Below are 15,141 nucleotides of genomic sequence, written 5' to 3' on the forward strand. Positions count from 1 at the left end.
TCCTCCAGGCTCAGGCGGCGATCAGGTCGCCGGCACGCCGTGGCTCGGCTGGCTGGGCGATGTCGCCAAACAGAACTTTCTGCACCGCCTGTTGCGCCTGGAACGCCAGCGCGGCTCGCTCCTGGCCCTGGCAGGCAATCGGCTGCAGCAGATGGATTTCCACCCGGCCCTGATCGTTGGCGAACAGACGCATCAAGTGCGACAGCAAGTCGTCGTCGCCGATGAACGGCGCCAGCGGATCGATATCGCCATCGCGCAGATAACGAATGGCCACCGGCTGCAACGCCACGTCGGCATCGATGGCGCTGGCCAGCAGGCGACCGTGGAAGGTGCGCAGGCTGCGGCCGTCGGTGGTGGTGCCTTCGGGGAACATCAGCAGCGGGTGGGTCTGCTGCAGATGGCGGGTCATCTGTTTGCGGATCAACTGGCTGTCGCCCGAACCGCGGCGGATAAACAGGCTGCCCGCCTTGGCGGCCAGCCAGCCGGCGACCGGCCAGGTGCGCACTTCGGCCTTGGACAGGAACGACAGCGGCGTCAGTGCGCCGAGCAACGGGATATCGGTCCAGGACACGTGATTGCTGACCCACAGCATCGGCTGCTTCGGCACCTCGCCGTGCACCGTCACGCCGAAGGGCAGGGCATTGCTCAGGCGCGCCATGAAAAAGCGCGACCAGCGCTGGCGCCGGACCATGGAATGGGCGACGCCCAGGCGCTCGAACACGCCGAACACGCAGGCCATGCTCAGGCCCAGCGCCACCACCAGCAGCACCCGGGCGATGCGCCCGTAGACCCGTAGCCGGCGCATCACACGGCCGCCTTGAAGTGACGGGCGTAGCGCGGGCACAGCTCATCGCGCTTGAGCAGGATGAACACGTCGGCCACCTGGAAATCCTGGTCCCAGCACGGCTCGCCGCAGATCTTCGCGCCCAGGCGCATGTAGGCCTTGAGCAGCGGCGGCATCTCGGCGATGACGTTGGACGGGATATCGAGGCTCGGCAGCGGGTTCTTCGGTTCGGCGCGCAGGTGCTCGGTGCACAGGTAGCGTTCGCGCAGGCGCTGCATGATCGCGTGGGCCTGCACGCCGCCGTCCTGCATCGGGATGCTGGCGCAGCCCATCAGGTAGCTGTAGCCGCCCTGGTTGAGCACTTCGGCCAGCTCGCCCCAGAGCACGGCGATGGTGCCGCCGTTGCGGTAGGCCGGGTCGACGCAGGTGCGGCCGATCTCGAGGATCGGGCCCTTGAGCTGGACCAGGCCGTGCAGGCTGAATTCTTCTTCGCTGTAGAAGCGCCCCAGGCTGCTGGCGGCCTGGTGGTCGAGCAGGCGGGTGGTGGCGACCAGGCGGCCGCTGTTCAAGTCACGCACGCCAATGTGGCTGCAGTGGACATCATAGTCATCCATGTCCAGACCCAGCTCAGCGCCTTTCAGTTTGGCGTTGAACTCGCCGCTGAAGACGTTGAAGCGCAGGGCCTGGGCTTCTTGCAGGGCCGCGGCGCCCACCAGGCGCTCGGCTTGCAGGCGGCGTTCATTGCCGGTGTCGCTGATGCGGGCGATCTGAGTCATTGTGAATCTCCGTGCGGGCCACTGACCCGCCTTGGGTTGCAGCCGATCGACTTTGTTGTGCAAAGTCAGGCTATGTAGCCCCGGTGTCATCGCCATGAAGCTTTGGTGATGCTTATATGACAGCCCCTGAGGACCCGCTTATGCCCTGGCAAGCCCTGCTGCACAGTCGTCGCCGACTGCCCGCCCACCTGGACCTGGCCGAGGGTTATGCCGCGTTGTTAGAGGAACTGGGACCGGTGACGCCCTTCGAGCTGGCGGTGCGCGGTGGGCGGTTGATGGCCACCCCGGGGCTGGCCTTCCTGGTGGGCTACCAGGCGGCCTTGCGCATGCTCTGGCCCAGCGCGCCGCTGAGCCTGGGTGCGCTGTGCGCCACCGAGCAGCGCAGCCTGCGCCCGGCCGATATGCAGACCCGTCTGCAGGACCTTCACCTGAACGGGCGCAAGGATTTTGTCACCGCCGGCGATGCCGCCGACTGGCTGCTGATCGCCGCCCGCTGCGAAGCGCCAGGCGAGTCGCCGCGCTTGAACCTGGCGGTGGTCTATGCCGGCGAGCCCGGGGTCAAGGTCGACAAGCTGCCGGCGATCCCGCTGATGCCGGACATCAGCCACGGCCGCCTGCAACTGGATAACGCCCTGTGCGAGCTGCTGGCGGGAGACGGTTGGGATGCCTACGTCAAACCCTTCCGCACCCTGGAAGACATCTATGTACTCAGCGCCATGACCGCCTGGCTGTATGGTGTCGGCCAGGACAACGACTGGCCGCAGACCCTGCTCCTGCAATTGCTGGCCTTGCTCGCCGGTTGCGCGGAAGTCAGCCGGCAGAACCCGTCGCTGGGCAGCGGGCATGTGTTGCTGGGAGGCCTGTTCGCCCAGTTCGACGGGCTCAAGCCGGCCCTTGAGCAGGCCTTTGCCGATGGCCCGCCGCAATGGGCAGAATTGTGGAAGCGCGATCGGGCGGTGCTGGACCTGGCGGCGGGGGCGCGGAGCAAACGCCTGGCCAAGGCGCTGGCTCTATAAATAGAAGGGAGTCGCGGGAGCGCCGGCCGGACAAAAACTGTCATCTCCCTGGTCTACCCTCAGCGGGTTCCCTTGCCCGAGTTCCCGCCATGCTCAAAGGCTCGACCCTGCTGCTTGCGTTGCTGTTGATGCTCCCATCCGCCTGGGCCGAGAACTGGCCCGGCGCGCAATGGAGCAAGGGGCCCGCAGCCAGCGGCCCGGCCCTTGAGGCACTGGAGGCCTACGCCTTCGCCCCCCGGAACGAGGCGACCCGCCTGGGCATCCGCAGCGACGCCTTGCTGGTGATCCGCGATGGCCAGTTGATCTATGAGCGTTACGCCGGCCCGACCAGTGCCGACACCCCGCACCTGACCTGGTCCATCAGCAAGAGCCTGTTGGCCGCGGTGCTGGGCGTGGCCTATGGCGAAGGGCGTTTCCAGTTGCAGGACAAGGCCGCGCGCTTCCTGCCGGCGCTGCGCCAGCACCCGGATATCCGCATGGCCGACCTGCTGCACTGGGCCTCGGGCCTGGACTGGCAGGAGGATTACGAGTACGCGCCCCTCAAGTCCTCGGTGGTGGCCATGCTCTACACCCGCGGCCACGGCGATATGGCGAGCTTTACCGCCGAGCACCCGGCCTTCAGCCCGCCGGGGCAGGTGTTTCGCTATTCCAGCGGCGACAGCAACCTGCTGTCGGCGGCCCTGAAAGGCATGCTGGGCGCCCGGCGTTATGCCGATTACCCGTGGCAGGCGCTGTTCGAGCCCCTGGGCATTACCCACGCCGTGTGGGAAAGCGACGCCACCGGCACCTTCATTGGTTCCTCCTATGCCTACCTCACTGCCCGCGATCTGGCGCGGGTCGGTTTGTTGATGCTGCGCGATGGGCGTTGGGGCGAGCGCCAGTTGCTGCCCAGGGACTGGGTCGAATTCAATCGCACGCCGTTCGCCGGTTATCAGGCCAATCAGGACGAACTGGTGCCCGGCGGTCATTGGTGGCTCAACCGCGCTGTCGGCGGAGCCCCGTCGCCCTGGCCGGATGCGCCGGCCGATACCTTCGCGGCGCTGGGCCATTGGGGGCAGGCGTTGTACGTGATCCCCAGCGCCGGGCTGGTGATCGTGCGTTATGCCGATGACCGCGACGGCAGCTATAGCCACAACGAGCTGCTCAAACTGGCCCAGGCGGCTTTCGCCCGGCAGGTGCAGCCATGAGCCGGCATCCATGGCTCCTGCGCCATCCCTTCGCCAGCCTGCTGTTGCTGGCGCTGTTGGCCTTGCTCGGCTGGGGCTGGAGCGAGCGGGTCGCCCTGCGGGCCTTCCCGGACATCCTCAGCGCCTACAGCGCCAAGGAGTACTGCTCCTGCCGGTACGTGATGCATAACGCCGCCGAGTACTGCGCAGGTTATGTGCAGCAGTACCTGCCACTGAAAAGCCTGCAGGACGATGCCGAGCACAAACGGGTCAGCGCCAGCGGCCTGGGACGCAGCCACAGCGCTGTCTGGCTGGGCGAACGCCAGGGCTGTCGACTGGAGCCCTGAACGGCGCCGCGTAAAGATCGGTAATCCTTTTCCGGGGCTTCCAGCCCCCATGTTTATTGGCTCCCCGCACAAGGTTCCACCCTGTGGAACCACATTTGATTGTCGCGGGTGACGGCTCGCGGTTATCTGAGGGCACGCCGCGATCACGCCTTGCCGCACCGTGAGACGCTCCGAAAAAAGAACGGGATTACACCCGGCCCGAGGAGATACGTCATGACCCGTTTCCCGCATATCTTTGCCTGGCTCGACGACGTCGCCAGCGACCTGCGCGCCGTGCGCCAGGACATCCACGCCCATCCCGAACTCGGTTTCGAGGAGAACCGCACCTCGGCGCTGGTCGCCCGCTCCCTGGAGGAGTGGGGTTACCAAGTGCATAGCGGCATCGGCAAGACCGGCGTGGTCGCTGTGCTGCGCAATGGCAACAGCCCGCGCAGGCTGGGCCTGCGCGCCGACATGGACGCCTTGCCGATCATCGAGAACAGCGGCGTGGCCTACAGCAGCCGCCACAGCGGTTGCATGCATGCCTGCGGGCACGACGGCCACACCGCCATGCTCCTCGGCGCGGCGCGTTACCTGGCGGCCACGCGCCAGTTCGAGGGCACCCTGACCCTGATTTTCCAGCCGGCCGAAGAAGGCCAGGGCGGCGCCGAAGCGATGCTCGCCGACGGCCTGCTGGAGCGTTTCCCCTGCGACGCGTTGTTCGGCATGCACAACATGCCGGGGCTGCCGGCCGGCCACCTGGGGTTTCGCCAAGGGCCGATGATGGCCTCCCAGGACCTGCTCACCGTGACCCTCGAAGGTGTGGGCGGGCATGGTTCGATGCCGCACCTGACGGTCGACCCGCTGGTGGCCGCGGCCAGTGTGGTGATGGCCTTGCAAACCGTGGTGGCGCGCAACATCGATGCCCAGGAGGCGGCGGTGGTGACGGTCGGTGCGCTGCAGGCCGGCGAGGCGGCCAACGTGATTCCGCAACAGGCGCTGCTGCGCCTGAGCCTGCGGGCGCTGAACGCACCAGTGCGCGAGCAGATGCTCGAACGGGTCAAGGCGATCATCCACACCCAGGCCCAGAGCTTCGGCTGCTCGGCCAGCATCGAACACCGCCCGGCCTATCCGGTGCTGGTCAACAGCCCGGAGCAGACCGAATTCGCCCGCCAGGTGGGGGTGGCGCTGCTGGGCGAGCAGGCGGTCGACGGCAACACGCGCAAGCTGATGGGTAGTGAAGACTTTGCCTGGATGCTGCAACGCTGCCCAGGCAGCTACCTGTTCATCGGCAACGGCCTGTCCCGGCCGATGGTCCACAACCCCGGCTACGACTTCAACGACGACATCCTGCTGACCGGCGCCGCCTATTGGGCCGCGCTGGCCGAGAGCTGGCTCGAGCCGGCCTGAGTTTTCCCTTTCTTCTGCCGCTGAATCGGGCGCCGTGGCGCCCGGCACTTCCCATAAGGGCCCGACTCGTTACCCGAGAGGCCCGACAAGAATAGAAGGACAGCGCTCATGCACACCTCGAATTCCAGTGTTTCGCGTACCCGGCAAGTGGTCGCCGCGGTGATCGGCAACGCCCTGGAGTGGTACGACTTCATCGTCTACGGCTTTCTGGCCAGCATCATCGCCCGGCAGTTTTTTCCCTCCGACGACGAATACGCCTCGCTGCTGATGGCCCTGGCCACCTTTGGCGTGGGCTTTTTCATGCGCCCGGTGGGCGGCATCCTGCTGGGTATGTATTCCGACCGCAAAGGCCGCAAGGCCGCCATGCAGTTGATCATTCGCCTGATGACGGTCTCCATCGCCCTGATCGCCTTTGCCCCCAACTACGCGGCCATCGGCATGGGCGCGCCGCTGATGATCGTGGTCGCGCGGATGCTGCAGGGCTTCGCCACCGGCGGCGAATACGCCAGCGCCACGGCTTTCCTGGTGGAAAGCGCGCCGGCGCACCGCAAGGGCCTGTATGGCTCCTGGCAATTGGTCGGGCAATGCCTGGCGGTGTTCTCCGGGGCGGCGATGGTGGCGTTGGTCACCCATCTGTTCTCGCCTGAGGACCTCGATCTGTGGGGCTGGCGCCTGCCGTTCGTCATCGGCTTGTTGATCGGCCCGGTGGGCCTGTGGATCCGCAAGTACATGGAAGAGCCGGAAGCCTTCGTCGAGGCCCGCAGGCAGGTGCGCGGCAACGGCCCGGGCCTGATGCAGGTGCTGCGCGAGCACCGGCGCAGCATCCTGGTGTCCATGGGCCTGGCCTGCGGGGCGACGGTGTCGTTCTACGTGGTGCTGGTGAACATGCCGACCTTCGCCCACAAGAACCTCGGCTTGCCGCTGGACCAGGTGTTGCTGGTGCAGATGTTCGCGGTGGCGCTGATGACGGTGGTGATTCCGTTGTCTGGCGCCCTGTCGGACCGGCTGGGGCGGCGCCCGGTGTTGCTGGCCTTCACCCTGGCGTTTTTCGTCATGGTGTACCCGCTGTATGTCTGGGTCGCCGCGGCGCCCTCGATCGAGCGGCTGCTGGTGATGCAGGTGCTGCTGTGCAGCGCCATCGGCGGCTTCTTCGGCCCGGCGCCGACGGCGCTGGCCGAACAGTTCCCGGTGCAGGTGCGCTCCACCGGGGTGTCGGTGGCCTACAACGTGGCGGTCATGGTCTTCGGTGGTTTTGCCCCGCTGATCGTGACCTGGCTCAGCAAGGTACTGGGCACCCCGGTGGCCCCGGCGTTTTACGTATTGTTTGCCTGCGTGTTGACGCTGCTGGGCACTTATTGCCTGCATGAGGCACCCAAAGAGAAGAAACCGAGCACACTGAATTTCGGGGTGAAGCCTTGATGGATATCGCAATACAAGACCTTGGACCCATTGTCGAGCTGGGCGCCGTCGAGCTGTCCCGGGCGATCCACGCCCGCAGGTTTTCCTGCCGCGAAGTGATGTCGGCCTACCTGGACCGGATCGAGCGCTGCAACCCCCGGGTCAATGCCCTGGTGTCCCTGCGCGAGCGCCAGGTACTGCTGGCCGAGGCCGAGGTGCGCGACCGCCAGTTGGACCGGGGCCAGTCCCTGGGCTGGATGCACGGCATGCCCCAGGCGATCAAGGACCTGGCGGCCACCGCCGGGCTGCGTACGACCCTGGGCTCGCCGCTGTTCGCCGAACAGATCCCGGCCCATGACGCCATCTGCGTGGAGCGGGTCCGGGCCAGCGGGGCGATCATCATCGGCAAGAGCAACGTGCCGGAGTTCGGCCTGGGCTCGCAGACCTACAACAAGGTGTTCGGCACCACCGGCAATGCCTACGACCCGACGTTGAATGCCGGCGGCAGCAGTGGCGGGGCGGCGGTGGCCCTGGCGCTGCGCATGCTGCCGGTGGCCGATGGCAGCGACATGATGGGCTCGTTGCGCAACCCGGCGGCCTTCAACAATGTCTTCGGCCTGCGTCCGTCCCAGGGGCGGGTGCCCCATGGCCCGGCGCCGGAGCTGTTCGTCCAGCAGTTGGCCACCGAGGGGCCGATGGGCCGCAGCGTGGCCGATATCGCACGCCTGCTGGCCACCCAGGCCGGGTACGACCCGCGGGTGCCCTTGTCGCTCAAGGACGACCCGGCGATCTTCAACGAGCCCTTGCAGCGGGACTTTCGCGGCACGCGTGTGGGCTGGCTGGGAGACTACGACGGCTATCTGGCCATGGACGATGGTGTGCTGGCGCTGTGTGAGTCGGCGCTGGGGGATTTTCGCCAGCTGGGCTGCGAGGTCGAGGCCTGCCAGCCGGCGTTTTCCATGGCGGCGCTGTGGCAGTGCTGGCTGGTGCACCGGCATTGGCTGGTCCAGGGCAGCCTGGGGCCGCTGTATGCCGACCCGCAGAAGCGTCAGTTGCTCAAACCCGAGGCGCAGTGGGAAGTCGAGGGCGGGCTGCGCCTGAGCGCGGCGGATGTCTATCAGGCCTCGCAGATTCGCAGCGACTGGTACCGGGCCCTGGAGCGATTGTTCGAACGTTACGATTTCCTGCTGTTGCCCAGCGCCCAAGTGTTCCCTTTCGATGCAGGGGTGCCTTGGCCGCGCCTTGTCGGAGGGCGGGAAATGGATACTTACCATCGCTGGATGGAAGTGGTGATCGGCCCGACCCTGGCCGGTCTGCCGAGCCTCAGCGTGCCGATCGGCTTCAACCCGGCGGGCTTGCCCATGGGCATGCAGATCATCGGCCCGGCCCAGGCCGACCGGGCGGTGTTGCAGCTCGGTCATGCCCACGAACAACTGACGCAGTGGGTCAGGCGCCGGCCGCCGGGTCATCCGTTGTAACCCTCGAACCGGGGTGTGCGGGTTTATCGGGCCCGCATCTTGCTGCGTAAAACGCTCATCCATCCGCTTATCAGGGAGGTCGGCATATGGCCAGCAAGGTAGAAACCAGCAGTGTGCGTTCGGTCGAACGGGCGTTGGCGATCGTCGAACTGCTGGGCCAGCACCAGGCCCTGGGCCTGGAGGAGCTGCACTACCTGACGGCGCTGCCCAAGGCCACGGTGTCGCGCATGCTCCTGACGTTGCAGGAACAGGGCTGGATCTATCGCGGCCTGAGCGACCGGCGTTACCGGCTGTGCGCCAGGCGGCTGTTCGGCGACCAGCAGCAACGCTTCAAACGGCAGTTGGTGGAGCGTGCCGCGCCCTGGTTGCAGGCGTTGAGCGAGCGCACCGGGCTGGTGGTCGACCTGTCGTGTTTCGACGGCGAGCGCCTGGAAGTCATGGAAAGCTCGATCCCGGCAGTGCTGCGCAAGCGTTATCCGCATAACTGCCAGATCGTCGGCCACTATTCGAGCCTGTTCCATTCGGCGATGGGCAAGGCTTGCCTGGCTGAACTGGATCACGAGCAGGTCCAGCGCCTGGCCGTCCGCGAGCGGGTGCCCCAGGAGGACCAGTACCGCGCCTGCGAACAATCCCAGCATCAGGGGTTCGGCCAGCGCACCGAGGGCTATTGGGAGTACCCGGTGCGGCTGCCGTTCCTGATCCGCGCCGTGGCCTTGCCGATTCGTGACCAGGGCCGGCTGGTGGGCAGCATGGCCCTGCACTGGCCGATGGACCAGGCGCCGGTGGAGCGGGTGCTGAGTTTGCACCTGGACAGCCTCGCGGCGACTGTCCACGATGTCGAGCGCAGCCTGTAGCCGCTGCCGCAGGCTGCAATCGGCCGGCACGGCCGTGACATTCTCGCGGGCGTAGGAGGTCCTGCGGGTCTTTCGCAGCCTGCGCCAGCGGCTACGGAATTCACCGTTCGGGGCTGGTCGCTGTTTGCAAGCGCGCGCGGGCCGGTTAAGGTTCGGCTCAGATTTCTCGACCCCATGAGTCTTCCATGTTCAACGCTTCTTTCCCCAAAGCCCTGGGCGCTTTGCTGCTGGCCTGCGCGGCCTGGCCGGCCCAGGCCAACTGGTACCTGGACAACGAGTCCTCGCGCCTGTCGTTCGTCACCACCAAAAACGCCAATGTTTCCGAAGTCCATCGTTTCCTGGTCCTGCACGGCAAGGTCGACGCCAAGGGCATGGCGCAGCTGGAAGTCGAGCTGGACTCGATCAACAGCGGGATTCCGCTGCGCGACGAGCGCATGCGCAAGGAACTGTTCGAAATCGAGCGGCATCCGGATGCCCTGATCAACGCACAGATCAACCTGCGCCCGATCAACGACCTGGCGCCCGGCGCGCAGATCGAACTGCGTCTGCCGGTCAACGTCACCCTGCACGGCAAACAGCACGAATACAGCGCCGAGCTCCTGGCCACGCGGCTGGACGATCGGCGCTTCCAGGTGGTGACCCTGGAGCCGCTGGTGCTCAACGCCGCCGATTTCGACCTGGTGCCGGGGCTCGAAACCCTGCGCAAGGCGGCCGGCCTGTCGGCGATCAGTCTGTCGGTGCCGGTGGGTGCGGTGCTGATCTTCACGGCGCGCTGATATGGCGGGCGCGGTCTTTCCCTGGCGTGAAGGCAATCGCTTCGAGTTGCTGATCGACGGTCCGAGTTTTTTCCCGCGGATGCTGGTGGCGATCGCCCGGGCCCGTGAACAGGTGGAACTGGAGCTGTACCTGGTGGAGGCGGGCGCCTGCGCCGAGGCCATGGTCCAGGCCCTGACCCAGGCCGCCGAGCGCGGGGTGCGGGTGCGTTGCCTGTTCGACGACTACGGCAGCCTGGCCTTCACCCTGGGCCTGCGCCAGCGCCTGACGGGCGCCGGGGTCGAACTGCGCTTCTACAATCGTCTGAGCTGGCGCCGCGGGGTGCGCAACCTGTATCGCGACCACCGCAAACTGTTGCTGGTGGATCAGGAACTGGCGGTGGTCGGCGGCACCGGGGTGACCGATGAATTCTGGAACCCGCTGCAAGACAGCTGCGACTGGCATGAAGTCATGGTGGAGATCAGCGGCCCGCTGGTGCTCGACTGGCAGATGCTGTTCGACCGGCAGTGGATCGCCAACCGCTATCGCACCGCCTGGAAGCCGGCGTCGAACTTCGGCTTGCCACGCCTGCCGCGGGTGCCGGCCCAGGGCGAGGGCATGGGCCGGGTGGCCTATGCCGACGCCCGGCAACACCGGGATATTCTGCAATCGCTGGTGCGCGCGCTGAACAGCGGGCAACGGCGAATCTGGCTGGCGACCCCGTATTTCCTGCCGACCTGGAAGGTCCGCCGCTCCCTGCGCCGCGCCGCCGGGCGCGGGGTGGACGTGCGCCTGCTGCTGACCGGGCCGCGCACCGATCACCCGTCGGTGCGTTATGCCGGGCATCGTTATTACCCGCGCCTGCTGCGGGCCGGGGTGAAGATCTTCGAATACCAGCCGCGTTTCCTGCACCTGAAGATGGTGCTGATCGACGATTGGGTGAGCATCGGCTCGTGCAACTTCGATCACTGGAACCTGCGCTTCAACCTCGAGGCCAACCTCGAAGCCCTCGACTTGCCGCTCACCGATGCGGTGGTTGCAAGCTTTCTCGCCGACTTCGACCAGAGCCAGGAAGTCAGCCTCGAAGCCTGGAAGAACCGCCCGCTGTGGCGGCGGGTCAAGCAGCGGATCTGGGGCTGGGTGGACCGGCTGGTGGTCAACCTGCTCAATCGCCGCGACTGAACCCGGCCCGGCCCGGCGCGGCTTTGGCTTCTGTAGGAGCCAAGCTTGCTGGCGAAATGGGCGGTGAGGTGGGGCAGGTGGATCGCTTCGCGGGCAAGCCTCGCTCCTACGGCAGGAGCGAGGCCGAGGGGGAGGGTTACAGCAGTTCGAAGCTCTGTTGCTTGACGTCCCGGGAGTCCAGGCCGATCTCGACCTTGAACTCGCCCGGTTCCGCGGCGTACTTGAGTTGGGCGTTGTAGAACTTCAGGTCGTCTTCGCTGATGCTGAAGTGGATGACCTTCTGTTCGCCGGCCTTGAGCTGCACTTTCTGGAAGTTTTTCAGTTCCTTGATCGGGCGGATCATGGAGCCGGCGACGTCCTGGATATACAGCTGCACCACGGTTTCACCGTCGCGCTTACCGGTATTTTTCAGGGTCACGCTGGCGTCGAGCTTGCCGCTCTTGTTCAGGGTGGTCGACGACAGGGCCATGTCCGACAGGCTGAAGGTGGTGTAGCTCAGGCCATACCCGAACGGAAACAGGGGACCGGTGATGTCGTCGAAATACTGCGAGGTGTAGTTGCCCGGCTTGCCCGGGGTGAACGGCCGGCCAATGGTCAGGTGGTTGTAGTAGGTCGGGATCTGCCCCACCGAACGCGGGAAGGTGATCGGCAGCTTGCCGGACGGGTTGTAGTCGCCGAACAGCACATCGGCGATGGCGTTGCCGCCTTCGGTGCCGCTGAACCAGGTTTCCAGGATCGCGTCGGCCTGTTCGTTCTCGTCGAGCAGCGCCAGTGGCCGGCCGTTCATCAGCACCAGCACCAGCGGCTTGCCGGTGGCCTTGAGGGCCTTGATCAGCTCGCGCTGGCTGGCCGGGATGTGCAGGTCGGTACGGCTGGAGGATTCGTGGGACATGCCCCGCGATTCGCCCACCGCCGCCACCACCACGTCAGCCTGCTGCGCGGCCTTCACCGCTTCGTCGATCAACTGTTGGGCCGGGCGCGGGTCGTCCACCACTTCCGGGGCATCGAAGTTGAGGAAGTTCAGGTAGTCGACCACCGCCTTGTCGGCGGTGATGTTCGAGCCACGGGCGTAGATCAGTTGTGCCTGGTCGCCCAGGGCGCGGCTCATGCCGTCGAACAGGGTGACCGATTGCGCCGGCACGCCGGCGGCGGCCCAACTGCCCATCATGTCGATCGGCGCCTTGGCCAGCGGACCGACCAGGGCGATCTTGCCGGCCTTTTTCAGCGGCAGGGTTTCATTGGCGTTCTTCAGCAGCACCAGGCTGCGGCGCGCCACATCGCGGGCATCGCTGCGGTGCAGGCGGCTTTCGGCGTTGGTGTCGGCCGGGTCTTCTTCGGCCTTGCCGATGCGCAGGTACGGGTTGGCGAACAGGCCCATGTCGTACTTGGCGGCCAGCACTTCGCGCACGGCGTTGTCCAGGTCGCGCTGGCTGACGTCGCCGGACTTGATCAGCCCCGGCAGCTCCTTGGCGTACAGCGAGTCGTTCATGCTCATGTCGATGCCGGCCTTGATCGCCAGCTTGGCGGCTTCGCGGCCGTCCTTGGCGACGCCATGGCGCATCAGCTCGACGATGGCGCCGTGGTCGCTCACCGCCAGGCCCTTGAAGCCCCACTCCTTGCGCAGCAGGTCGTTCATCAGCCAGGTGTTGGAGGTGGCCGGCACGCCATTGATCGAGTTCAGAGCCACCATCACCCCGCCGGCACCGGCGTCGATCGCGGCGCGGTAGGGCGGCAGGTAGTCCTGGTACATCTTCACCGGGCTCATGTCGACGACGTTGTAGTCGCGACCGCCTTCCACCGCGCCGTACAGGGCGAAGTGCTTGACGCTGGCCATGATGCTGTCGGCGTTCTTCGGGCTGTCGCCCTGGTAGGCCTTGACCATGACCTTGGCGATGCGCGAGACCAGGTAGGTGTCTTCGCCGAAGCCTTCGGAGGTGCGGCCCCAGCGTGGGTCACGGGAGATATCGACCATTGGCGCGAAGGTGATGTCCAGGCTGTCGGCGCTGGCTTCCTGGGCGGCGATGCGCCCGGAGCGGCCGATGGCGTCCATGTCCCAGCTCGACGCCAGGGCCAGGGGGATCGGGAAGATCGTGCGGTGGCCGTGGATCACGTCATAGGCGAAGAACATCGGGATCTTCAGCCGGCTGCGCATGGCCGCGTCCTGCATCGGCCGGTTTTCCGGGCGGGAGATGGAGTTGAAGGTGCCGCCGATGCGCCCGGCGGCGATTTCCTTGCGGATCAGCTCGCGGGGCATTTCCGGACCGATGCTGATCAGGCGCAACTGGCCGATCTTTTCATCCAGGGTCATCTGCTTGAGCAGGTTGTCGATGAAAGCGTCCTTGTTCTGCAGGACCGCGTCCGAAAAGGGTTTTTCCTGGGCCGATACCGGCGTGGCGGCGGCGAGGGCAGGGTGACTGGCCAGGCTGATCAGCAAACCCAGCAAACACAGCTTCTTCATGAATATTGTTCTCTAGGGCCTAAAACAGACGCGATCAGTACGCGTCGAGCGGCCGAAAATTGGGAGAGCGGCTAATAAAGGAACGACTATTGTTGTTCGGATAAATGCAGCACACTTCTGAACTCTTTTTCGCGCTGGGCATCTTTTAGCCGATTGGCCCGATGCAATCCAGTGGTGGCGGCAGATTATGCCCGATGCACTCGATTCAAAGGGTTACAGGTTCCATCCCCTAGGTTGCAAGGAGCGTCACCACCATGAACGTACGACAGAGCCTTCGCTCAAGCTGGCCCGTGATGGCATTGCTGCTGCTCGGCAGCCTGCTCAGCGGCTGCGGGATCAACAACATCCCGACCCTCGACGAACAGGCCAAGGCGGCCTGGGGTCAGGTCCAGAACCAGTACCAGCGTCGCGCCGACCTGATCCCCAACCTGGTGGAAACGGTCAAGGGCTACGCCAAGCACGAACAGGAGACCCTGACCGCGGTGATCGAGGCGCGGGCCAAGGCGACGTCGATCCAGGTCGATGCCAGCACCCTGGACAACCCGGAAAAACTCAAGCAGTTCCAGCAGGCCCAGGACCAGCTGACCGGCGCCTTGAGCCGTTTGATGGTGGTGTCCGAGCGGTATCCGGACCTCAAGGCCAACCAGAACTTCCTGGCCCTGCAGTCGCAGCTCGAAGGCACCGAGAACCGCATCGCCGTGGCGCGTCGCGATTTCATCCTCGCGGTGCAGAAGTACAACACCGAGATCCGTACCTTCCCCGGCCGCCTGTGGCACAGCGTGATGTACAGCAACCTGCCGGTGCGCGAGACCTTCGAGGCCACCAGCCCCGACGCCGACAAAGCGCCGCAAGTGAAGTTCTGATCAGCAGCGGCTACCCGCGGATCGTGCAAGCGACCGCGGGATCCGCCCCGGCGTTACCACGGATGAGGTTCCAATGCGCGTGTTGAGAGTGGGTGTGGTGCTGTTGCTCTGGGTGTTGGCGATAACGGCCCAGGCCGAGCTGAAATTCCCGGCGCTGAGCGGGCGGGTGGTGGACAACGCCCAGATGATCGAGCCGGCGGTGCGCCAGCAACTGACCCAGGAGCTGGCCTCCCACGAACAGTCCACCGGCGAGCAGGTGGTGGTCGTGACCCTGCCGGACCTGCAAGGCACCAGCATCGAGGACTTCGGCTATCAGCTGGGGCGCTACTGGGGCATCGGCCAGAAGGACAAGAACAATGGCGCCTTGTTGATCGTCGCCCGCGACGATCGCAAGCTGCGCATCGAAGTCGGTTACGGCCTGGAAGATCGCCTGACCGACGCGCAAAGTTCGGTGATCATCAACCAGGTCATCACCCCGGCCTTCAAGGCCGGCCAATTCAGCAAGGGCATCAGTGATGGCGTATCGGCCATGCTGCTGGTGCTGGGCGGCAATCCACTGGACGAACCGAGCGCTGCCTATGACGGTGGCGGCGAGCGCGGCAGTGAGTTTTTCGAGCGGCATCCCGGCGCCCTGGTGTTCCTGGTGCTGCTGTTTATCGTGACGATCTTCGTCTGCC

At 65.8% G+C, this 15,141-nt stretch carries 14 protein-coding genes; 11 read left to right on the forward strand and 3 right to left on the reverse strand.

Annotation, left to right across the window (positions count from 1 at the left end; translation table 11 throughout):
* Positions 1 to 10 precede the first annotated feature (10 nt).
* Together J4E58_RS30255 and olsB are read right to left on the reverse strand one after the other, a co-directional pair.
* On the reverse strand, positions 11 to 805 hold the full coding sequence (locus J4E58_RS30255; RefSeq protein ID WP_053259881.1) for a lysophospholipid acyltransferase family protein: 795 nt from the start codon (positions 803 to 805) through the stop codon (positions 11 to 13).
* Positions 805 to 1,560, reverse strand: a complete 756-nt coding sequence (gene olsB / locus J4E58_RS30260) for an L-ornithine N(alpha)-acyltransferase (RefSeq protein WP_087089189.1) — start codon at positions 1,558 to 1,560, stop codon at positions 805 to 807. The genes J4E58_RS30255 and olsB overlap by 1 nt, the downstream gene beginning before the upstream one ends.
* A gap of 140 nt (positions 1,561 to 1,700) precedes the next feature.
* On the opposite strand from olsB, the gene J4E58_RS30265 reads away from it, so the two are divergent.
* The 9 genes from J4E58_RS30265 to J4E58_RS30305 all read left to right on the forward strand — a co-directional run bounded on the left by J4E58_RS30265 (position 1,701) and on the right by J4E58_RS30305 (position 11,143).
* The gene (locus tag J4E58_RS30265; protein ID WP_087089186.1) at positions 1,701 to 2,576 is read left to right on the forward strand and encodes an acyl-CoA dehydrogenase family protein; all 876 of its coding nucleotides are present in this window, start codon (positions 1,701 to 1,703) and stop codon (positions 2,574 to 2,576) included.
* A gap of 89 nt (positions 2,577 to 2,665) precedes the next feature.
* A complete protein-coding gene (locus J4E58_RS30270; protein WP_087089184.1) occupies positions 2,666 to 3,763 on the forward strand; it encodes a serine hydrolase in 1,098 nt (365 codons plus the stop codon).
* Positions 3,760 to 4,089 (forward strand): amidase, encoded by a 330-nt coding sequence (locus J4E58_RS30275; RefSeq protein ID WP_087089182.1) that lies wholly within the window; start codon positions 3,760 to 3,762, stop codon positions 4,087 to 4,089. The genes J4E58_RS30270 and J4E58_RS30275 overlap by 4 nt, the downstream gene beginning before the upstream one ends.
* A 213-nt stretch (positions 4,090 to 4,302) precedes the next feature.
* Positions 4,303 to 5,478: a M20 aminoacylase family protein gene (locus J4E58_RS30280; protein WP_087089180.1), complete on the forward strand. Its 1,176-nt coding sequence runs from the start codon at positions 4,303 to 4,305 to the stop codon at positions 5,476 to 5,478.
* A 108-nt stretch (positions 5,479 to 5,586) separates the two neighbouring features.
* Positions 5,587 to 6,897, forward strand: coding sequence for a citrate-proton symporter (locus J4E58_RS30285; protein ID WP_087089178.1), 1,311 nt, complete (start codon positions 5,587 to 5,589; stop codon positions 6,895 to 6,897).
* Positions 6,897 to 8,354, forward strand: a complete 1,458-nt coding sequence (locus tag J4E58_RS30290) for an amidase (protein WP_087089176.1) — start codon at positions 6,897 to 6,899, stop codon at positions 8,352 to 8,354. Before J4E58_RS30285 ends, J4E58_RS30290 begins: the two co-directional genes overlap by 1 nt.
* 86 nt (positions 8,355 to 8,440) lie before the next feature.
* Positions 8,441 to 9,208, forward strand: coding sequence for an IclR family transcriptional regulator (locus J4E58_RS30295; RefSeq protein ID WP_087089174.1), 768 nt, complete (start codon positions 8,441 to 8,443; stop codon positions 9,206 to 9,208).
* Positions 9,209 to 9,393: 185 nt separating this feature from the next.
* On the forward strand, positions 9,394 to 9,984 hold the full coding sequence (locus J4E58_RS30300) for a YceI family protein (protein WP_053259889.1): 591 nt from the start codon (positions 9,394 to 9,396) through the stop codon (positions 9,982 to 9,984).
* A 1-nt stretch (position 9,985) separates the two neighbouring features.
* A complete protein-coding gene (locus tag J4E58_RS30305; RefSeq protein ID WP_053259890.1) occupies positions 9,986 to 11,143 on the forward strand; it encodes a phosphatidylserine/phosphatidylglycerophosphate/cardiolipin synthase family protein in 1,158 nt (385 codons plus the stop codon).
* Between the two features lie 136 nt (positions 11,144 to 11,279).
* Here J4E58_RS30305 and bglX read toward each other — a convergent pair whose 3' ends face one another.
* Positions 11,280 to 13,601, reverse strand: a complete 2,322-nt coding sequence (gene bglX / locus J4E58_RS30310; RefSeq protein WP_087089172.1) for a beta-glucosidase BglX — start codon at positions 13,599 to 13,601, stop codon at positions 11,280 to 11,282.
* 254 nt (positions 13,602 to 13,855) lie between these two features.
* On the opposite strand from bglX, the gene J4E58_RS30315 reads away from it, so the two are divergent.
* Together J4E58_RS30315 and J4E58_RS30320 are read left to right on the forward strand one after the other, a co-directional pair.
* Positions 13,856 to 14,464: a LemA family protein gene (locus J4E58_RS30315; protein WP_062823443.1), complete on the forward strand. Its 609-nt coding sequence runs from the start codon at positions 13,856 to 13,858 to the stop codon at positions 14,462 to 14,464.
* 73 nt (positions 14,465 to 14,537) lie between these two features.
* A partial coding sequence (locus J4E58_RS30320; RefSeq protein WP_207255355.1) for a YgcG family protein occupies positions 14,538 to 15,141 on the forward strand: 604 nt, incomplete at its 3' end.

The sequence above is a fragment of the Pseudomonas sp. FW305-25 genome, from assembly GCF_017351415.1.
Lineage (GTDB): Bacteria > Pseudomonadota > Gammaproteobacteria > Pseudomonadales > Pseudomonadaceae > Aquipseudomonas > Aquipseudomonas chlororaphis.